Origin of the sequence: Ferrimicrobium acidiphilum DSM 19497 (genome assembly GCF_000949255.1) — a bacterium.
Classification (GTDB): domain Bacteria; phylum Actinomycetota; class Acidimicrobiia; order Acidimicrobiales; family Acidimicrobiaceae; genus Ferrimicrobium; species Ferrimicrobium acidiphilum.
Genome location: NZ_JXUW01000004.1, coordinates 1 through 19,890, shown reverse-complemented (window position 1 = coordinate 19,890; position 19,890 = coordinate 1). Strand labels below are relative to the sequence as shown.

Here is a 19,890-nt window from a genome sequence, read left to right as displayed (position 1 = left end):
GGACTCCCAGTAAGGACTTGCATCAACTCGATGACGAGCTGGGGCGAGTGATCGGCCCAGCTCGTCATGCGCAGGGAGTTAGCACCACCTAGAGTTGGCCGACGATAAAGTCGATGCACTGGGTGAGTGCCTCTACATCGTCCGGGATGATCGACGGGAAGAGCGCTATGCGGAGCTGGTTGCGACCGAGCTTGCGATAGGGTTCCGTGTCCACAATGCCGTTGGCTCGCAGGGTGGCTGCGACCTCTTTCGCATCGACATTTTCGTCAAAGTCGATGGTAGCGATGACTGGAGAGCGAAGGCTCGGATCGGCAACAAAGGGCTGGGCATAGGATGCCTTTTCGGCCCATTGATAGATAATGGCGGCTGATTCAGCTGAACGCTTGGAGGCGTATGTCAATCCACCGTGAGAAAGTAGCCACTCGAGCTGCGCGTTCATCAAGTAGAGGGTTGCAATCGCCGGGGTGTTGTAGGTCTGATTTTCCCGTGAGTTCTCGATCGCCACTGAGAGATCCAGCATGGTGGGGATATAACGACCAAGTGCCACAGTCTCGACGGAGCGCGAGATGGCACGAGGGGAGAGTAGCGCTACCCAGAGGCCCCCTTCTGAGGCGAAGGCCTTCTGTGGGGAGAAGTAATAGGCATCGAATGCTAGTGGATCGACCGCTACTGCTCCGGCGGCTGAAGTGGCATCGACCAAGACGATGGCATCCTCCGACTGTGGCCGTGCCAGTGGAGCAAGAACGCCGGTCGATGTCTCATTGTGAGTAAGTGCGTAGGTGTCGACACCATCTATCTCTTCGAGAGTGGGGCAGGAGCCGTAGTCGGCGCTGATCTCTTTAACCGAGTCGATGAACGGTGCTTGGCGGGCCGCTGCAGCAAATTTGGATGAAAATTCGCCAAACACAAGGTGTTCGCTCGAGCTCTTGATCAGCGAATGAACCGCCATGTCCCAAAAGAGGGTAGCACCGCCGTTCCCAAGTGCGACCTCGTAGCCCTCTGGGAGACCGAACAGCTCAGTCATCCGTTCTCTGATGACTCGGACGAGATCTTTCACTGCCGGCCTGCGATGGGAGGTTCCAAGTAGGGTGTCTTGGGTCTCAGCGAGACCATCGAGGAAAAAGGTTGGAATTTTCGACGGCCCGGAACCGAAGCGACCGTCGGAGGGAAGCATGTCTGGAGGTAGGGTGATACGGGAACTCGCGCTCATTGTTTCTCCAATTCGAAAGGTGATACGTCATGGCTACTGGCCGCATCTCGGCACGAATCGAACAGCTTAACGAATCTGCGACACTTGCGATCGATGCGACTGCAAAGTCGATGCTAGCCCGTGGAGTCGATCTGATAAGCTTCGCGGCTGGAGAACCTGACTTTGAAACCCCTGATTTTATCGTTGATGCAGCGTTAGAGGCGGCGCGGGATCCGCGTAACCATCATTACACGGCGGCTGCAGGTCTGCCCGAGTTGCGCGAACTAATTGCGGAGCGCACCGGAGTGCTGAGTGGACTTGCGGTTGAGCCCAGCCAAGTCATCGTCACCAATGGCGGCAAGCATGCGGTCTACTCGGCGATGATGACGCTGTTAGACGAGGGTGATGAGGTTTTGATACCTGCGCCCTATTGGGTTACCTACCCAGAGGTTGTTCGTCTAGCTGGCGGGGTTCCCGTTGCGGTTCCAACCGATCTTTCTACGGCCTTTAAAGTCACCCCTGAGCTGCTCGAGCGTTACTGCACCCCACGGACAAAGATGTTGATTCACGTGTCGCCGTCTAACCCGACGGGTGCGGTTTACTCGGAGGTGGAGACGGCAGCGATCGCGGAATTTGCGGATCGAAAGGGCCTCTACGTGGTAAGTGATGAGATCTACCAGCAGTTGACCTACGGGATGGAGTGTGCCCCTGCAATCGGGAGTGTAGCCAGCAAGGAGCTAAGTCAACGTCTGATCTTGGTCAACGGCGTTGCAAAGACGTTTGCCATGACCGGTTGGCGCGTTGGGTGGGTGGTTGCACCGAGCGATATCGCCAAGGGGGTCGTCAAGCTTCAATCTCAACTCTGCTCAAACGTGGCAAACATCTCACAGCGAGCCTCCATCGCGGCGCTAGCAGCCGACGCTGAGGCGACTCGCTATATGCGTGATGCCTTTGCTCGCCGGCGTCAGAGCATCATCACCTTGCTCGCCGCGATCGATGGGGTTGAGGTGATGTGGCCACAAGGGGCGTTTTATGCGTTTCCCTCTGTGGAGGCGATACTGCATAAGGAGTTCGAAGGCGCCGCCATCGGTTCTAGCTACCGTCTAGCAGAACTACTCCTTGAGCACGCTAAGGTAGCGGTGATTCCGGGGGAGGCCTTCGATGCCCCAGGATATTTGCGGCTTTCTTACGCCCTGTCCGACGAGGGTATCGTCGACGGAGTTGGCCGGATCGCCGACTTCGTCACTAGACTCTAGCACAAGCTCCTTCCTCAGAACACCGAGTCGTGTTTGTCGGCTTGAAGGGCGAGGATCGGGCGAGTTATCCGATGCGGCGATAGCTTGAGCGTGGTGCTCAAGTGCAGGTCTACAACTATACAACAGGGAGTGAACGTGGCTACCATCTTGGTGAGCGAGGTTATAGCAGACCGAGGGCTTGATATCCTTCGAGGGGCAGGACATGAGGTGCGTGTATCTCTCGATCTATCCCCGGAGGAGCTCTTGCAAGCTGTGCAGGATGTTCATGCGATCATCATTCGCTCGGCGACCAAGGTGACTGCCGAGGTGATCGCCAATGCACCTCACCTTATCGTTGTAGGCCGGGCTGGCATTGGCCTCGACAACGTTGATGTGGAGGCTGCCACAAAGGCAGGCGTCATGGTGGTCAACGCACCTCAGTCCAATATCATCTCAGCAGCCGAACACACTATGGCCCTGTTGCTGTCGCTGTCTCGACAGATTCCGCAGGCACATGCGAGCCTAACATCAGGCACATGGGCGCGATCCAAGTTTGAAGGTGTGGAGCTATACGGCAAGACCCTAGGCATTGTTGGCCTTGGGAGGATTGGAGCACTTGTAGCACAGCGAGCTCTCGCCTTTGGCATGACCCTTATTGCGTACGATCCTTACATCTCTCAAGAGCGAGCCAAGAAAATGGGTGTCGAGCTCACCTCGTTGGCGGAGCTTGTCGGGTCCGCAGATTTCGTTACGATTCATCTCCCGAAGTCTAAAGAAACCAAAGGACTTATTGGGAAGGAGTTGCTCGCGCAGGTGAAGCCCGGAATCCGGTTCGTGAATGCTGCGAGGGGTGGCATAATCGACGAGGATGCTCTTTACGCGGCGATTGTCGAAGGAACAGTGGCTGGCGCCGCACTCGACGTGTTTGAAACTGAGCCACCAACTGGATCGCCTTTGCTGACGCTCGATTCTGTGGTCGTCACTCCGCACCTGGGTGCGAGTACTGAGGAGGCACAGAATAAGGCTGGTATAACCATCGCTGAACAGGTGCAACTCGCGCTGGCCAACGAGTTCGTTCCGTTTGCCGTGAACGTCAATGCGGCTGAGGCCTCTCCGCAGGTCCGTCCATACCTCGGGTTGGTAGAGTTTCTCGGACAATTTATCTCTTCGCTAACCGGCGGCCTACCAGCATCGCTCGAGATCGAGTATCAAGGTGAGCTCGCTCATGAAGATACTCGGCTGCTAACGCTTTCGGTCTTGAAGGGCATCTTCTCTGTCGGTCTCAACGAGCCGGTCTCCTATGTGAACGCACCCCAACTCGCCACTGAGCGTGGATTGGAGATTCGAGAGACCACCGTCGCAAATAGTCTTAACTTTCGCAACCTAGTGATCCTACGCACCCCAGAGCATGTTGTGGGCGGGACACTTGCGGGAGCTACGGGTGCAGAGCCGAGAATCGTGCTTGTCGACGGGCACTGGGTTGAGGTTCCGCCTTCGGCGTCGATGCTCGCGGTTCGCAATTTTGATCAGCCTGGCATGATCGGAGTGGTGGGCAAGGTTCTGGGCGACGGAGGATACTCCATCGACTCTATGGCCGTCTCTCCACGAGTTGATGATGGTACCGCATTGATGTTGCTCAGCGTCTCACGTCCTGTTTCCACCGAAGTCATCCAGGTGTTGGAGAGCAATGCAGGGATCATTTATGCAAAGTCGGTCGGATCTACTCCGGATGTCGATTAAGTTCTAGCCAACATGAGTATTCTGACGACTGCAGGACTTCTTCTTACATAGGGCGATCACCGACGGTGATCGCCCTAGACCCTCTTGATCTTTGATCAGGGGGTCTTTTTATTTCCCTGGGAAGTCTCCTCGAAGGAGGCCAGCAGAGATCAATAGGCAAGAGCAGGTATGAGCTACGAGGATTATAGATTCCAAGGGCCATCATCGGAAAGATAGGAGGAACGATGAACGAGCAGGTGATTATCTTTGATACGACGCTTCGAGATGGAGAGCAGTCTCCAGGAATATCGCTCGACGTACTCGAGAAGCTGGAGATTGCAGAGCAGCTTGCTCGGCTAAACGTGGACTATATCGAGGCGGGCTTCCCAGTAGCGTCACAAGGTGACTTTGAGGCGGTTCAAGCTATTGCGCGAAGAGTTGAAGGTCCTTCAATTGCAGCGCTTTCGCGGACTCAGCTTCGTGACGTTGATCGCTGTTGGGAGGCGCTACGCGATGCCGAGCGTGCTCGAATTCATATCTTCATCTCGACCTCACCCTCGCATCTTACCCACATGCTAAAGATGACCAACGAGACGGTTATAAACGAGGTTAAGGCGTCAGTGGCGCATGCTCGCAGCTACACCGACGATGTTGAGTTCTCTCCTCAAGACGCAACGCGTACTCCACTGGAGTTCCTCTATGAGGTGCTGCAGGTGGCAGTTGATAATGGGGCTGGCACTATCAATATACCGGATACCGTCGGGTACGGCATTCCGGCGGACTTTGGTCATATGGTAGAGGAGGTGCGTCGAAATGTGCACGGGGAATACGTCATCTCTAGTCATTGCCATAACGACTTGGGGTTGGCTACTGCGAATTCGCTCGCAGCCGTAGCTGCGGGAGCGCGACAGGTGGAGTGCTGCGTAAATGGTATTGGCGAGCGAGCAGGAAATGCGGCCCTCGAGGAGGTGGTAATGGCTTTGCGAGTACGCTCTGATCTCTTCGATGGGCTTGGGACCCAGGTCCATACTGAGGAGTTGGCAAAGGCCTCGAGACTCGTCTCTCGTCTCACTGGCTACCCTGTGCAGTACAACAAATCAGTGGTTGGTCGGAATGCCTTCGCCCACGAATCGGGAATTCATCAACACGGTGTGCTGGCAGAACGGAGCACCTACGAGGTCATCGATGCGAGTGCTGTCGGACAGCAGGGATCGCAGATTATCCTCGGGAAGCACTCAGGACGTCACGCGTTTACCTCGACGCTCCATGACATGGGGTTCGACCTCGCCGGCGATGCCTTGAATGCAGCTTTCGAGCGCTTTAAGGAGATGGCGGATCGCAAGAGTGAGATAACCGAGGCCGATCTAGAGGCGATCGTCACTGACGAGCTTGGGGTCGCGATAGCGGATCGTTTCGAGTTGGTGAGCCTCTCGGTCGCATCGGTGTCGGGGGAGTCCGCTAAGGCGAGCGTGATAGTCAAGATCGATGGCAAAGAGGTAACTGCTGACGCTAATGGTAATGGAATGGTTGATGCTATTGGCAAAGCACTCTCTGAAGCGACTGGTATTAGTGCACAGTTGACCGGCTTCACGGTCGCATCGGTTACCGGCGGTGTAGATGCGCTCGGAGATGTGGTGGTCACGTTGCAAACCCCAGAGGCAGAGGTCTCTGGTCGAGGCATATCGACTGACATCGTCGAGGCCTCTGCAAGAGCATACCTCAACGGACTCAATAGGCTCCTACGCGCTGGCGAGAAGGCCTCGAATACGGAGACCCCTTGAGCGGCTCATGCTTAGGAGCCAGAGGGATTCGAGAGGCACGAACGTCGTCGATCGATGGCATGAGAGAGTCGAGGCTTTAGGTGCCTGCGCTTGATTCGCTTAGGCTTCGGGATTACCCGAAGCAGTCGGAGGAGTAACGAAAGCTGCTTGAGAGCTCGGGGGGGAGGACTCGAACCCCCAATGGCAGAGCCAGAATCTGCAGTGTTGCCAATTACACCACCCCCGAAGGTCCTTCTGATCCTAGCAGTCGACACCCAGGGGGCCGTCCATCTATGACGGGTTCGGACCGAGAAAATCTTTCGTACTCGCTAGCTCTCAGGTGCGGCCTTTGCCGCTGCATCCAGCAGAGCCTTCAGTCGATTGCTACACTCATCTCTGCCTAGGATGGCCATGGAGGTGAACAGCGGAGGGCCAACCGGAGCACCGGTGATGGCGAGTCGAACGGGGGCCTGAAGCTTGCGAAGGCTGGTATCGAGGGTAACTGCAAGAGTCCGCAGACACCCCTCCACCTCTGCCTCATTGAACTCGCTCAGGTCGTCTATCGCCCGCTGGGTGTGGGTCAGATAGTTGACATCATCCGTTCGAAGCTTGGTGATGAGCTGACCATAGTCGGGTGAGAACTCAAAAAGGAAGCCTATCATTTCCGGCAATTCCGACAGGGTGCCAATTCGTGTCTGGACCTCAGCGGCGATTTGGATGAAGCGCTCCTCTCCATCGTCGTTCAGGGTGATTAGAGAGGTTACGAAAGGTCGGGCTACTTCCTGGAAGGCCTGCGGGGAGAGGTTTGCGAGGTAGGACTTGTTGAAGTGAAGTAGGCGTTGCTCATCGAAGAAGGCCGGCGAGTGGCCGACGCGCTCGAGCGAGAAGGCCTCTATGAGTTCATCAAGGTTGAAGAACTCTCGATCGTCTCCAGGGTTCCAGCCAAGGAGGGCGAGGTAGTTCACCATCGGCTCGGGGAGATAACCTAGTTGACGATAGTCCTCGACGGCCACGCGGTCACGGCGTTTGGAGAGTTTACGCCGTTGCTCGTTGACTAGTACCGGGAGGTGACCGAATTGTGGCAGAGGGCTCTGCAACGCTTGGTGAATCAAGACCGCCTTCGGCGTGGTGGGTAGATGTTCCTCAGCACGTAGAACAGTGGTGATGGCAAAGTCAATGTCATCAACCACATTCGCCAGCACATAGAGCGGCGCAAGCGAGGATTTTAGTATTACAAAATCTTCTATGGAGCCATGGGGGAAGACGACCTCTCCGCGGATAAGGTCGTTGACCACGACGTCGCCATCTGGGACTCGGAAGCGCAACGCTCGCCCCGGTCCTTGCGAGAGCCCTCGGTCTCGGCAGAAGCCATCATAACCTGGCGGTGTCCCCGGTGATTTGCGCGCCTCAACAGCTTCACGGGTGCAATCACACCAGTAGGCACGGCCCTGCCTGAGGAGGTCGAAGGCGATCTCTTGATAGTGACTGATCCTGGTGGATTGTCGAATTGGTCCATCATCCCAACCGAGACCAAGCCATTCGATGGCACGGTAGATGCCATCAACCCACTCCTCGCGATTTCGCTCCTCATCAGTGTCGTCGATCCTGAGCATCAACGATCCTCCGGATTTTCTGGCGATCAGCCAGTTATAGAGGATGGTCCGAGCACTTCCAACGTGAAAAAACCCGGTAGGAGACGGAGCAAAGCGGACCTTCTCTGGATTCGACGGACTCAACAGCTTCTCCTTTGGGCATTCAGTTGCAGATCCATCCTAGCTATGACCCTTGCAGTGGGGTGCTCGCGAGCGCTAGCTGTACTGGTAGAACCCTCTTCCTGTCTTGCGCCCTAGTAATCCTGCTTCGCACATCCGAGATAGGAGTGGTGGTGGCGCATAGAGTGGTTCCTTAAACTCTTCATAGAGTGATTGAGCAACCGCCATCGTCGTATCGAGTCCGATTAGGTCGGCAAGCGCCAGTGGGCCCATGGGGTGAGCACATCCGTCCACCATGCCGGTGTCGATGTCTTCGGCGGTGGCGAAACCTGATTCAAACATGCGCACGGCCGAGAGCAGATACGGAATCAACAGCGCGTTCACGATGAAACCTGCGCGATCCTTGGACTTGATGACGTGCTTCCCAAGTTGCCCGCCTGCAAATTCGTGAGCCTGCTGCTCGACTTTGGAGTTCGTCATTAGAGAAGTGACCACCTCTACCAGTGGCATGACCGGCACTGGATTGAAGAAGTGGATGCCAACCACCTGCTCCGGTCTTTGTGTCGCCATCGCGAGTTTCATGATCGGAATCGAGGAGGTATTGGAGGCTAGGACTGCTGTGGGATCCTCGATGATGGTATCCAATCGTCGAAATACGTCTAGTTTCGCGGCTTCGTCTTCGATGACCGCCTCAACCACCAGCTCGCGATCGCTCAGCTTTTCGAACGCGGTCGTAATCTCGATGTGGCTCAATGCATCGGCTCTCGCCTCCTCGGAGAGTTTGCCAGAGCGAACACCACGGTCGAGGGATCTTGTGATCCGGTTGGAGCCAGCTTGCGCAGTAGCTTCAGTTGCCTCGATGACGATGACGTCAAGACCTTGCCGTGAGGCGACCTCTGCGATGCCAGATCCCATTAGTCCAGCTCCGATGACCCCGAGACGCTGAATCATTACTTGCCCCCTAACACTTGACGGGATATCACAATACGTTGAACCTGGTTTGTTCCTTCGTAGATCTGGGTGATCTTCGCATCACGCATCATGCGCTCTAGTGGGAAGTCTTTGGTGTAGCCATAACCACCGAGTAGCTGGAGCGCATCGACGGTAGTCGACATACCAACATCCGAGGCGAACATCTTCGCCATGGCGCCGTACTTGGTCAGTTGGCCGTCGGGATCATCATCGATGAGTTGGCAAGCTTGATAGACCAGACCGCGGGCTGCCTCAACCCGGGTAGCCATATCGGCGAGCATGAATTGAATTCCTTGGTTGTCAGCGATTGGGCGTCCGAACTGATGCCGGTTCTTGATGTAGTTTGCTGCATAGTCGATGGCACCGGTAGCGATCCCAACGGCTTGGGCGCCGATGGTCGGTCGCGATCGATCAAGGGTACCCATGGCGATATAGAAGCCCTGACCCTCTTCACCGATTCGGTTTGCGATCGGCACCCTAACCTCGTCGAAGGTAACCTCTCCGGTGGGCGACCCCCTAACTCCTAGCTTCTTCTCGAGTTTGGCAACCTTGACTCCCCAATCGGCCTCAACTAGGAAAGCGGTTATGCCGCGGTGTCCGGCTTGGGGATCGGTCTTTGCGAAAACCGTATATGTATCCGAGATACCGGCGTTGGTAATCCAGTACTTCGTCCCACTAAGGACGTAGTGGTCGCCGTCGCGTACGGCCTTGGTTGTCATCGCGGCTACATCACTTCCGGCGTCGGGCTCTGAGAGGCAATAGGATGCCTGTGCCTCGCCGGAGGCCACACGTGGAAGATATTTGTTTTTGAGCTCCTCTGAACCCCAGTAAATCACCGGTGTCATCCCGAGTTTCGAGATCAGCATGGTGAGCGAGGTTGACGCACAGACGCGAGCAAGCTCCTCGACCATGATAGCGTTGGTGATGCTGTCCGCCCCCGCCCCTCCGTATGCCTCTGGAATCGCCAATGCAGGAAGCTCCATCTCCCTGCAGGCCTCAAAACTCTTCCACGGGAAGCTCTCACTCTCGTCGACCTCTTGCGCGAAGGGTGCTATTCGGCTCTCTGCGAAGGACCGAAGTACCGCGCGAAACTGCTTGTGCTCCTCATTGAGTGCAAAGTTTGTCATTCCTCCATTGTGCACCTTCGCGCCAACTTCTGCCAGTTTTCGACACAGCCTTAGGTTCACGCACCGCCCGCCGATAAAAAAAGGGATAAGTTGGATTCGTATGTTCTATGGTGTAAGTGTTGGTGTGCGCCACTGAGGAGCTGAGGTATGGAGCTAAATTCAGAGTTCGACTCGAATCCTACTCCAAGACGTGGAAACCCCGGAGGACCTACAGCCCCGACTCACCACATCTCGGCAGGTGTGGTCGAGGCACTAAGGCGGCTCCAGCCCAAACTCTGTGAGCTCATGGTCGCCGATATAGGCATCTTTCACGAAGACGAGCTCGCTGAGGCTGACCGTATTGCACAGGTGATAACCGACGAGTTCATCCGCATGTTCTCCGAACAACGGGTTGACTATGGAGTCATCGCCCGCGTCTCTGATGTCCATCTCCGTGTCGGGATTCGACCAGCCTGGATCGACAGGATCTATGAACTCTACCGCACTGAGTTAGCTGATGTGTTAAATGCGAATGAGTTGGCGCTGCTCCTACTCCATGAGAAGGAGCTTCTGGCGACTACTGGCGAGGCTAGCATACGCCTCCGGAACTCTCGTGAGGCGCTGCAACAGACCATCGTCGAGGTCGCCAATCTCTTTGATCGCTACGTGCAGATGCCCGAGTCGTTGCTGATCGAGCAGTTGGTGGAGATGATTCAACGAGCAACGCAAGCCCCACTTGTCTTTATGGCGACTGCACTTGGCACTCCAGCTACAGGGTTAGGCGAACGGATCACTATCGTGGCCGCGGCAGGTGAGGGCCGTGCATATGCAGATGCGCTCGATCTTCGAACTGACCCTAACGACCCACGTGGTCAGGGACCAACTGGCATCGCATTGCGCAGTGGAGATGTGACCTTGAGCCCGCGGAACTCTGATGATCATTTTGGCATATGGACTGACCAACTAAGGCTTTTTGAACTCGGTTCGGCCATTGTCGTACCCTTCCCGCTGTCGCTCAATCGGAGCGCTGCGTTGGCACTGTACCGACGTGAGTCAGATCCGACTCCAGTCGATATTGAAGATATGATGGGGGCGCTTGGTTCGGAGCTGGGTCGACTATTCCACGCTCGCACCGCCTTTGCTCACGGACGGCTGCTCGATCAGATCGTTGAGGCCAAGATCGCACTCCAATCTTTGATGACTACTGAATGGGCGTCGGCTCTTGAAGATATCGCGGAAAACCTTGCACATGATGTCTCAATACGACAGGCTTGCATGTTACGTTTTGATGCCAGCACAGAACTATTGCGCTGCGTTGGTGTGTGGGGGGATTTAAGCGATGAGGCACGTAGGGAGCTCGTCGAGCTCGAGATTTCGGTATCCGGAAGACTAGACACACTCGGGCCATCGGCGACATGTTTCCGATTGCAGCGGGAGGTAATAACCAACGGTCTCATTGGCAGCCCCTACCGCACCAGCTTGGGCGAGGTGGCAACTCTATTGGCTGACGGAAGCGCGGTCCTGCGTCTACCGATCGTGATTGGTGGCATCAGCCAGGGCGTGATGATTTTTGCCATCAACGACCAAGCCGACCATGGCATTGGCGAGGATGTTGTCTACTCGATGAATGAGTTGATCAGGCAGGCGATCGCGCGTGTCGAACACAATCGCTCAGAGTGGGAGAACCGTTGGTTGAATAACCTTACTCTGACGGTGCTCCAGAGTGCCTCGATCATGGTGTCTGCTCAGTCTGAGACCGAGCTGTTGCAGTCCTTCTGTGATGTGTTGGTGACCGAGAGTGTGTTCACTTCGTCTTGGGTAGCGGTGCCGAATGCAGACATGAACCGACTGGTTCCGATGGCAAGTGCGGGTAGGGGGGCACAGGAGGTCGGAGCCCTTCTGGTGCCACTTGACCACGTCGGTGATGGACCGTTAGCGTTGCGAGCAATTCGCTCGGACTCTGTCGCCTGGAATCAGGACGAGCTCGGAGACGCAGCAGTGAGTCCTTGGATTGACTTTCTGCGTACCTTTGGTTGGAACTGCGGAGTAGCCCTACCGGTCCATAAGAACGGACATGTTTTTGCCGCCCTCACCGTCATGTCGCAGGTAACAAACACTGTCACCCCTGCGGTCATCTCTCTGTTGGAGACGGTGGTAAAGATGGTTGAACAGGGGATCGCTGATTTGAACCTAAAACAAGCGCTCGAACGAGAAAAGAATGTCCAACGCATTGCAGCTCGAACCGACATGCTTACCGGCTTAGATAATCGGTTGGCGTTCGAAGAAAAGGTTCGCCATATGCTGATATCAGGCCGCGAAGTGGCTATTGGTATCCTGGACTTGGACGGATTCAAAGAGCTCAACGACACGGCTGGTCACTGGGCGGGCGATAAGTTTTTGGAGTCACTCGGTTCGGGCTTGATGACGCTGGTGGAAGATGATGACTTTGTCTCTCGTCTCGGGGGTGATGAGTTTGGCTTCTGCGTCGCTGATGCCGACTACCGTGCCGTTGACAACCTCGTAGAGCGGGTGATGGGACTCGTTGACGAGATCGGGGAGGAGTATCGAATTACCGGCTCATTAGGTTGGGCAATGTCGGTGACCGATGGACGTGACTATCCCAGCCTTCTCGCTCATGCTGATGAGGCGCTCTATGCCGCGAAGGCGGCCGGCAAGGCACGCTCCTATCTTTTTGGTGGCATGGTGGCACGCTCCATTGAGTTGCGTCGCCAGGTTCGCGATCGTTTGCCAGCTGCTATTGAGAGTGGAGATCTCCGGTTTGCACTCCAGCCCAAGGTTAACGGTACCACGGGCATGATTGTTGGTGTTGAGCTGTTAATGCGTTGGGACGGCGTGCCGCTTGAGTCGGTGCTCAAGGAGGTAAAAAGTGATCCGGAGTTAGCAAGAATGCTTGGAAATCACGCCATCAAATCGGCACTGGCGGTTCATCATCGACTCGTCGCATATGGCCATCCCGACATCAACGTCTCGCTGAACGTGACACCTTCCCACTTTCTGTCCTCCCATTTCGCAGATGACGTGGCGCTCTTTGCGGCCGAGACGCCATGGCACTTCACCATCGAGATCACCGAGGATGTAGCTCTCGATGATTTAGCTTCGGCTCGTGCCATGATCGCGATGTTACACTCCGTTGGTGTTGCAGTCTCGGTTGACGACTTTGGCACTGGTTACGCATCGCTTAGCAACGTTGCCCTATTAGATGTCGATGAATTAAAGGGCTCTATTGACATTCATGTGGATAGATTTGGCCTGGATCTGATCCATAGCCCCAGTTCAGTGGGGGTATTTGAGGCTGAAGTAGCCACATAAGAAACGCACACGGTTTCTGAGCTCTAAATTTGGTGTTGGAAACCCATCAAAAAGGAGTTCAGAACCGTGCGCGCTACCTCTCTAGTTAAGCAGATGCTGGGCCTTCGCAGTGTCACCGTCATCGAGGTTTTAGTTCGTCCACACGAACTGCTGGTAAAGCTCAGGCTTACCCGATCGCGGTTGGTATGCCCTAAGTGCTCCTATACGACCCGGTCCTGTTATGACACGAGAACGCTCGACTCCCGATGGAGACACCTCGACATCGGGATTCACCAGACGTGGCTCTCGTGCCAGCTGAGACGACTCCGGTGTCCAACCCACGGGGTGATCACTGAGGCAGTACCATTTGCCCGACCAGTTGGGGAGTCGCGGTTTACGAGGGACTTCGAACACCTGGTAGCTTGGGCATGTGCCAAGATGGATAAGACCACGGTGACAAAACTGCTCAGAGTCGCCTGGCGTACGGTAGGAACGATCTGTGAACGAGTCGTCACTGAAGAGCTCGATCCCAACCGTCTTGATGACCTCTTCATTCTCGGGGTTGACGAGATCAGTTATCGCAAACACCACAACTACTTAACGCTTGTCACCAATCACGAGACGGGCAAGATCGTCTACGGGGCAGAGGGGAAAAGTGCCAAGAGCCTAGATGAATTCTTCGATGACCTGGGTGAAGAACGGATTGCCAAGATCAAAGCAGCCACCATGGATCTCGGTCCAGCCTTTGCCAAGGCCTTCCGCGAGAAGGCACCTAACGTCCAAATCTGTCTCGATCCATTTCATGTGGTTAAGTTGGGAACCGAGGCCCTAGAGGAGGTACGCAAGGATCTCTGGCGGGACGATGAGAAAGCTTCCCTCTCCTACCTTTGCCCGTAAGTTCGCCGGGGCACGGTGGGCACTGTTGAAGAATCCAGGAACCCTAACCAAGCGTCAAGGACTAGCCCTCTTAGCCATCAAACAACGAGGGGGAGCCCTATGGCGAGCTTATGAGATGAAGGAGTCCTTACGGGCGATCTTTGCTGGTGACCTCGAGATCGACGAGGTGAATGAGATGCTCGATCACTGGTGCAAGCGAGCCTCACGCTCACGACTATCGAGTTTCATCCGACTCTCAAAGACCATCCGAACTCATCGAGACGGGATACTTGCCTCCATCAGACTTGGGGTATCCAATGGAAGGGTCGAGGGACTCAACACCAAAGTTCGCTCCATCATTGCCCGCTCGTATGGGTTTCACTCCGCCAAGGCTACCCTCGCACTGGTGATGCTAGCTTGTGGACCGATTGACTTGAAGTTACCCTATGAAAGGGCGAGTTTATCCACATGAATGTCAATAGAGCCCAACTTAATAGGCATGCGTGAACGCCCGAGCAAGAGTACCCCGTTGTCATAATTCTTCCTTGCCGCGCTATGCGTGATGCCAAGACACTCCTTCACCCGATCCTCAGCGACACTGCTAATCACTTGGGACGATTCGGGTTGGCTCAAACTGCCATCAGCCATGAAATCGGCGGTCTTATAACAATGAAAAGTTAGTGGACCAACGAAATGATAACGATGATCAAGATGACCACAATGGCAACGTCAATTGATGTGCGCAGCATGCTTCCTCCTCCCTTTGGCAACTTGAAATGAATCTCAAACCGGGAAAAACCAACGATGTGGTCAGCTCTTGATCGCATCCTTTACCGTTGCGGTAGATCTGCTCAGTTTGGCTCAGGCGGAAGTCGTCGAAGCACCTGTTGAAGGCGACACCAGCGGTCTAGTCGTCATGGATCTTGCACCAACGGCTAGGGTTTCAACATCCGCGGTACTTCTGATATAACATGGCTGGGTCAGACTCGGGAGCACTCTGCTAATTGGTGCACACCCAATACTGAAAGATGGCTAGAACGGTGTTCGGTCCGAGGTCAAGAGGAGATGCCACAGCCAGATCCACCATTTGCCATTCAACGCCGTTTTCGTCCACCTGGAATGCCTTGTATAACGATACCATTCCTTCCGGACAATTTCGTAATCACGAACCGTGCATGATGCAACAAGGGGTCAATTCAGTCCAGCATTTTCAGCGTCCGAGCGCATTCTGTGTGCGCTGTGGCACTTGATTAGCCCGACGAAAAGCCGCTGAGAATTGACTGCGCTCTATCACGGTTTCAGTGTACTTGTAGGTGAGCGCTTGCGGCCCAAGGTTCATGGCCGCGTTCCACAGTTGTGGGTTGTTGATGGCCTGTTTCAAGGCATGAACCGTAATCACGATTTCTAATGTAGACCCCATATCAACCGATTGGGCAGTTGCAAGCCAACGATCAGGAGGTTCGGCAACGTCACCACAAGACCTGGTGAGCATCTCCACTCCCATCATCTCGCCGGTATCGATTTGTACGATTGATGGAAATCACTCCGAAAGTTTCCCATAGAAATGCTGTATTCGATCCGCTCTCTGGTCTCCTCCTCATGCGCGACGCTCGGTAGCAATACGCTGTCGATGAACCGCCGCAGGTCAGCGTTCTTGGTATCATTGGAATTTGAAGTTGGTGCACTCACCTACTTTGCCTCGAGTAAATAGGATTTGCCTCCGGCAGCTGGATAAATGTCTTACAAGAACAAACTCCGAAAATTGTTGGGTGTCAAAGAGTTATAGAAGGAGTATGTCACCGATGCCACTACTCACCCCCACATTGGAGACTGTGCGACTGCGACTCCGCCCCTTCGACGACGCTGATGCAGACGACCTCTTCGCACTACACAGCAACGCAAAGGTTCTCCGCTTCTGGGACGGACCTGCGTGGAACGATCGTAGCCGCGCTGAGAAGTTCATCACTGCCTCCCGCCAGAAGGCCGAAGAGGCCACCGGAGTGCGGCTGGCGGTGGAACTCGCCTCTGACGGCGCATTCATCGGTTGGTGCAGTCTGCATGGATGGAATCCAGACTTCCGGAGTGCATCGCTCGGCTACTGTTACTTCGATACTGCTTGGGGTCACGGTTATGCCACCGAGGCTGCGCACAAACTGTTGCTGTGGGCCTTCGACACCCTGAACCTGAATCGCGTGCAGGCCGAGGTCGATACGCGCAATATGGCATCCGCCCGTGTACTGGAGAAGCTCGGGTTTGTGCTTGAAGGAACTCTCCGGGAAGACTGCATTGTGAACGGCGAGGTATCTGACTCTTGGGTTTACGGGCTGATCAGGCTGGAATGGAAATTAACCGATGATCGAGTAACCTACTCTAACCCAGCCTCGGATGCTGCTAGTCGGCAGCGAACCTCGTCTGCCTGACTTGGGTCAGACAGCGATCTAACCCATAGAGCATGCTGGCCCTAATGCGTCTGTCGTATTGTCGTTGACCAAACGGGAGCGTAAGCCCTGTCTGTAAGGGCGGGGTCGAGCGACCTCTATAAGCTCCTGGTATCGCTCTTCAAGACGGGCCGTGTCCGGACGTGAAGCCCGCTCCCCGGGAAGCTCTAGCTGAGTGCCGTTCATCTCCTTGATGTCGTGTTGGAGCATTGGGCCATCGATCTCGCGAAGGAGTTCTGATCTTATCTCGACAACAAAGTCGGGGCGAATCCCCAATAGGTTGCGGTCAAAGGCGGCATGATGGAGTTTGCATAATGTAATTCCGTTGGGTACAACCGGGGCTCCACGCGGATGAACATCTGGAAGAATATGAGCAGCATCGAGTAGTTCTGGGTGATGGAGTCTACAAATTGCGCATGTCGAGTTATAGGCGTGTAGGACTCGTGATCGAAAGGATGGCTGGTGCAATCGGATCTTGGTCACACTCACACGGTACTCACGTCGAAAGTCATCAATCGAACCAAGGTCAAGTCCATGTAGGTTTTCGTCCACCGCTATGGCGAACTCATGACGTGATCGGTCTTCGGCTTCGACATAGACCGGGTAGATGGGCAGGTAGATTCCCCACTTGAATCCTAAGTCCCCGCAATCCCGACAAAGTAGGCTAATCGGGATGGAATCCATTCGCAAGCTATTTGAAAACACGTTGCTGCGAAGATTTCTGATCGCTCGTGCTCTGGCTAACCTTGGCTTCGCAATGGTCCCAGTTGCGCTCAGTTTCATGATGCTCGACATCTTTCATTCGGCTGCCGATCTCGGACTAGTACTCGGCGGCGAGGCGATCACCTTGGTAGCGGGACTGCTAGGGGCCGGGATAATCGCTGACCGAGTGTCGCGTGCACGTTTGCTAGTGTTGGCGGATCTAATGACCGGGATTGCCTATATTGCGCTCGGCCTGTTTGGCCACTTTGGTTTGCGCAACATTTGGCCCTACGTAGGGGCCGGTGGAATCATCGGCGTTGGTTCAGCACTTTTCGGAGTGTCAATGGATGGTTGGGTGCAGGCAAACGTCTACGGGGACTTACGCCAATCGGTTAATGCTGCACGGAGCATCTATCGGAACCTTGCTAGCATTATGGGTCCGCTGATTGCAGCAGTGCTAGTAGCACTGACCTCCCCTCCATTGGCCATCCTCATCGCTGGATTCCTTCCTCTAATCGCGAGCTACATCTTTGCTGCTACTAAATCAACCGACGTGTCCACGAGCGTGTCGCAGCCCACAAGAACCGGGGTGTTCAGAGATCTGAAAGAAGGATGGTCCGCCTTTTCATCACGGCCGTGGATCTGGAGCATCGATCTACAGTTCGCGATCTGGCATGTGGTGACCTATGCGCCGATTATCGTGTTGGGCCCACTCCTTGCCAAAGAGTACTACCATGGGGCCCCAGGATGGGCAGCTATTCTCGCTGCACTCGCTGTTGGAGGAGTGATTGGAGGGGTCGTGGCCTTCCGGAGTTTAGCGAAGCATCCCTTACGAGTTGCCGTTGGCAGCTTGGTTCTCATGGCCCCCTTCCCTGCAACACTGGGACTACATCTCAGCCTGGAATGGGTTGCGCTGGCATCGCTATTGGCTGGGGCTGGCCTGGAGTATTCAGGCGCTCTGTATTCGTTCTCGGTTCAGGCCCACGTTCCGAAGGAGGTGATCTCTAGAGTTTCGAGTTTTGATTACCTGGCGTCAGTTGGTCTTTTGCCTGTCGGTTACGTGCTGGCCGTGCCGCTCGCGCACCTTCTCTCACTGCTAGCGCTCTTTACCATTGGAGCGGTGTATACCGTGTTCTCAGCTATCGTTATCCTGTCGGTGAGATCGGTTTGGAACCTCCCCCGCACGCCGCTCACGAGTTCTTGACCAAACTAGAGTACGAGCCCCGTCTGTAAAGGTGGGGTCGGACATGCAACTTCCGCAACAGTCACCGCGATCTTCTTTAACGAATTGCACACCCTCGCCAAGCGACCACAGTCAGCCAATCGTTGCTCAAGGCTGACCTGATTGCCGCCCCGCAAAGCGACGCGCGTTGCAACACTCGCGTGCAACAACTGGAACGTCTACTCTCGCAGTTCATGGGCGATGACACCCGGCGAGAATCCGGCCACCGGTATCTGACAACGTCGACCAGCTTCACGGTCGTATTGACTTACCTCGGGCCAAGCTGACAGACATAAAGATCCAGCTAGCCGTGTATACCTCTCCAATTGCACATCCAAATCAATCGGACAGCTGGCATATATAAACAACGATCCCTGTCACTTTATGCTGTACAATGAGACTTAGAGCCGGAGCTAACAGGTTGAATCGGACGAAACCCGCAGAACGATAGCTGGGATGCAACCTATTTTGGATGGCCAGCTAGCCTGATTGCGTGCGGAGTCCTATCGAGTTCAGAGCATACCAAGAAGGCGATCTCGATGGGGTGCTTGCTTTGTGTCGTCAAGAAGGTTGGATCTCCTATGCCGACGACAGAGATCGAGCGCGAAAAGTCTTCACCGCGCCCGGAGTTGTGGCCGTAGTTGCCACTACCTCCAGCCATATCATTGGGTTCGCTTACTTCCAAACGGATAGAGCAATACAGGCACACCTGTCACTTCTCGTCGTCGAACAGACCTATCGCAGACTCGGTGCCGCCAAGGGGATCATATCCTACGCGTTCCCGTTGCTTGGGGCTACGAGAGTCGATCTCATTACCGATACCGCCGAAGCCTTCTATCGCTCTCTGTCCCATAAGGCGGAGTCGGGCTTCCGGCTCTATCCACCTGGCACCTCCGTTAGCGACAGTTAGGTGAGGTAGATTCTCTCTGGCAGTGAGAGGCGATCCGACTTTAGTCCTGATGAACTAGCGAACACCACAAATGCATGTAATGCTTGTAGTGGACCGTCTCGTGAGTCATCGAACGTTTCTTGCAGCCTTGGTTGCGCGCCTTTAGTCTGATGCGGGGAATCAGGAGGACTAATTATTGTCGCCTCGAGCACGAACTTTAGATTTCGCTTTCTTGTAGTCCCCCTGGCGAGACGGCCCCTTGAAACACCAAGGAGGTGGTTGTTAGTTGAAGGAGATAGCAGATAAAGTGGGTGGCCTTGACGTCCACCGTGACACCGTCGTTGCGTGCACGCGAGTTCGAGAGCCAGATGGCATGGTTACCCTTTCCAAGGAGACGTTCAACACGACACGCAAAAGGATTAGAGGACTTGGCCCGGTTCCTCGTCGATGCTGGAGTGTCAACCGTGGTGATGGAGGCGACCGGAGTGTATTGGAAGCCGGTGTACTACGCATTGGAGGGACTCTTCCCCCGAACTCTGGCTCTGTAACGCACAACATGTGAAGAACGTACCTGGCAGAAAGACGGATCTCTCGGATGCCGAGTGGCTCGCAGATGTCGCAGCCCATGGCATGGTACGACCAAGCTTGTGCCTCCACCTGAGATCCGTGAACTTCGTGAGTTGACGCGATATCGCAAGACCCAGGTCGATGCCAGGGCGAGGGAGATCCAACGCCTCGAGAAGGTTCTCCAAGATGCTGGC

The 19,890-nt window shown here is 55.1% G+C and carries 16 protein-coding genes and 1 tRNA gene; 10 read left to right on the top strand and 7 right to left on the bottom strand.

From position 1 onward, the window contains the following. Positions 1–88: 88 nt before the first annotated feature. On the bottom strand, positions 89–1,210 hold the full coding sequence (gene serC, locus FEAC_RS02845; protein ID WP_035388538.1) for a phosphoserine transaminase: 1,122 nt from the start codon (positions 1,208–1,210) through the stop codon (positions 89–91). A 29-nt stretch (positions 1,211–1,239) separates the two neighbouring features. On the opposite strand from serC, the gene FEAC_RS02840 reads away from it, so the two are divergent. From FEAC_RS02840 to FEAC_RS02830, 3 genes are all read left to right on the top strand, one after another. Next, positions 1,240–2,445, top strand: a complete 1,206-nt coding sequence (locus FEAC_RS02840; RefSeq protein ID WP_035388536.1) for a pyridoxal phosphate-dependent aminotransferase — start codon at positions 1,240–1,242, stop codon at positions 2,443–2,445. Positions 2,446–2,580: 135 nt separating this feature from the next. Then, the gene (serA, locus tag FEAC_RS02835) at positions 2,581–4,164 is read left to right on the top strand and encodes a phosphoglycerate dehydrogenase (protein WP_052565446.1); all 1,584 of its coding nucleotides are present in this window, start codon (positions 2,581–2,583) and stop codon (positions 4,162–4,164) included. Positions 4,165–4,388: 224 nt separating this feature from the next. Beyond that, complete coding sequence (locus FEAC_RS02830; RefSeq protein WP_035388534.1) at positions 4,389–5,924, top strand: 2-isopropylmalate synthase; 1,536 nt, start codon at positions 4,389–4,391, stop codon at positions 5,922–5,924. Positions 5,925–6,078: 154 nt separating this feature from the next. Here FEAC_RS02830 and FEAC_RS02825 read toward each other — a convergent pair. The 4 genes from FEAC_RS02825 to FEAC_RS02810 form a co-directional block, all read right to left on the bottom strand. Continuing rightward, positions 6,079–6,150 (bottom strand) — tRNA-Gln (locus FEAC_RS02825). A gap of 82 nt (positions 6,151–6,232) precedes the next feature. Then, the gene (gene gltX, locus FEAC_RS02820) at positions 6,233–7,639 is read right to left on the bottom strand and encodes a glutamate--tRNA ligase (protein ID WP_035388532.1); all 1,407 of its coding nucleotides are present in this window, start codon (positions 7,637–7,639) and stop codon (positions 6,233–6,235) included. Between the two features lie 72 nt (positions 7,640–7,711). Beyond that, the gene (locus tag FEAC_RS02815) at positions 7,712–8,566 is read right to left on the bottom strand and encodes a 3-hydroxybutyryl-CoA dehydrogenase (RefSeq protein WP_035388530.1); all 855 of its coding nucleotides are present in this window, start codon (positions 8,564–8,566) and stop codon (positions 7,712–7,714) included. After that, positions 8,566–9,714 carry an acyl-CoA dehydrogenase family protein gene (locus tag FEAC_RS02810; protein WP_035388529.1) on the bottom strand — a complete coding sequence of 383 codons (1,149 nt, stop codon included), beginning with the start codon at positions 9,712–9,714 and terminating at the stop codon, positions 8,566–8,568. Before FEAC_RS02810 ends, FEAC_RS02815 begins: the two co-directional genes overlap by 1 nt. 147 nt (positions 9,715–9,861) lie before the next feature. Here FEAC_RS02810 and FEAC_RS02805 point away from each other — a divergent pair, with 147 nt between their 5' ends. The 3 genes from FEAC_RS02805 (at position 9,862) to FEAC_RS02795 (ending at position 14,350) form a co-directional block, all read left to right on the top strand. Further along, on the top strand, positions 9,862–13,023 hold the full coding sequence (locus tag FEAC_RS02805; protein WP_035388527.1) for a diguanylate cyclase domain-containing protein: 3,162 nt from the start codon (positions 9,862–9,864) through the stop codon (positions 13,021–13,023). Between the two features lie 66 nt (positions 13,024–13,089). After that, a complete protein-coding gene (locus FEAC_RS02800; RefSeq protein ID WP_052565378.1) occupies positions 13,090–13,899 on the top strand; it encodes a transposase in 810 nt (269 codons plus the stop codon). Continuing rightward, positions 13,865–14,350: a transposase gene (locus tag FEAC_RS02795; protein ID WP_052565376.1), complete on the top strand. Its 486-nt coding sequence runs from the start codon at positions 13,865–13,867 to the stop codon at positions 14,348–14,350. Before FEAC_RS02800 ends, FEAC_RS02795 begins: the two co-directional genes overlap by 35 nt. 738 nt (positions 14,351–15,088) lie before the next feature. Here the strand turns inward: FEAC_RS02795 and FEAC_RS02790 are convergent. Then, positions 15,089–15,370 carry a hypothetical protein gene (locus FEAC_RS02790; protein WP_152623046.1) on the bottom strand — a complete coding sequence of 94 codons (282 nt, stop codon included), beginning with the start codon at positions 15,368–15,370 and terminating at the stop codon, positions 15,089–15,091. A 310-nt stretch (positions 15,371–15,680) separates the two neighbouring features. On the opposite strand from FEAC_RS02790, the gene FEAC_RS02785 reads away from it, so the two are divergent. Beyond that, the gene (locus FEAC_RS02785) at positions 15,681–16,298 is read left to right on the top strand and encodes a GNAT family N-acetyltransferase (RefSeq protein ID WP_052565374.1); all 618 of its coding nucleotides are present in this window, start codon (positions 15,681–15,683) and stop codon (positions 16,296–16,298) included. Positions 16,299–16,316: 18 nt separating this feature from the next. On the opposite strand, the gene FEAC_RS02780 is transcribed toward FEAC_RS02785, so the two are convergent. Continuing rightward, the gene (locus FEAC_RS02780) at positions 16,317–17,000 is read right to left on the bottom strand and encodes an HNH endonuclease (protein ID WP_081901307.1); all 684 of its coding nucleotides are present in this window, start codon (positions 16,998–17,000) and stop codon (positions 16,317–16,319) included. Between FEAC_RS02780 and FEAC_RS02775 the strand changes: the two genes are divergently transcribed. From FEAC_RS02775 to FEAC_RS16285, 3 genes are all read left to right on the top strand, one after another. Next, positions 16,990–18,222 (top strand): MFS transporter, encoded by a 1,233-nt coding sequence (locus tag FEAC_RS02775; protein WP_035392235.1) that lies wholly within the window; start codon positions 16,990–16,992, stop codon positions 18,220–18,222. The genes FEAC_RS02780 and FEAC_RS02775 overlap by 11 nt on opposite strands. Positions 18,223–18,733: 511 nt before the next feature. Further along, the gene (locus FEAC_RS02770) at positions 18,734–19,150 is read left to right on the top strand and encodes a GNAT family N-acetyltransferase (RefSeq protein ID WP_035392232.1); all 417 of its coding nucleotides are present in this window, start codon (positions 18,734–18,736) and stop codon (positions 19,148–19,150) included. 290 nt (positions 19,151–19,440) lie between these two features. Beyond that, complete coding sequence (locus tag FEAC_RS16285) at positions 19,441–19,677, top strand: hypothetical protein (RefSeq protein WP_052565371.1); 237 nt, start codon at positions 19,441–19,443, stop codon at positions 19,675–19,677. Positions 19,678–19,890 lie beyond the last annotated feature (213 nt).

Bases quoted from the DNA above. Each gene is read 5' to 3' on its own strand.
- serC (WP_035388538.1), bottom strand. From the start codon at position 1,210: ATGAGCGCGAGTTCCCGTATCACCCTACCTCCAGACATGCTTCCCTCC.
- FEAC_RS02840 (WP_035388536.1), top strand. From the start codon at position 1,240: ATGGCTACTGGCCGCATCTCGGCACGAATCGAACAGCTTAACGAATCT.
- FEAC_RS02830 (WP_035388534.1), top strand. From the start codon at position 4,389: ATGAACGAGCAGGTGATTATCTTTGATACGACGCTTCGAGATGGAGAG.
- FEAC_RS02815 (WP_035388530.1), bottom strand. From the start codon at position 8,566: ATGATTCAGCGTCTCGGGGTCATCGGAGCTGGACTAATGGGATCTGGC.
- FEAC_RS02810 (WP_035388529.1), bottom strand. From the start codon at position 9,714: ATGACAAACTTTGCACTCAATGAGGAGCACAAGCAGTTTCGCGCGGTA.
- FEAC_RS02805 (WP_035388527.1), top strand. From the start codon at position 9,862: ATGGAGCTAAATTCAGAGTTCGACTCGAATCCTACTCCAAGACGTGGA.
- FEAC_RS02795 (WP_052565376.1), top strand. From the start codon at position 13,865: ATGAGAAAGCTTCCCTCTCCTACCTTTGCCCGTAAGTTCGCCGGGGCA.
- FEAC_RS02790 (WP_152623046.1), bottom strand. From the start codon at position 15,370: ATGCTCACCAGGTCTTGTGGTGACGTTGCCGAACCTCCTGATCGTTGG.
- FEAC_RS02785 (WP_052565374.1), top strand. From the start codon at position 15,681: ATGCCACTACTCACCCCCACATTGGAGACTGTGCGACTGCGACTCCGC.
- FEAC_RS02775 (WP_035392235.1), top strand. From the start codon at position 16,990: ATGGAATCCATTCGCAAGCTATTTGAAAACACGTTGCTGCGAAGATTT.
- FEAC_RS02780 (WP_081901307.1), bottom strand. From the start codon at position 17,000: ATGGATTCCATCCCGATTAGCCTACTTTGTCGGGATTGCGGGGACTTA.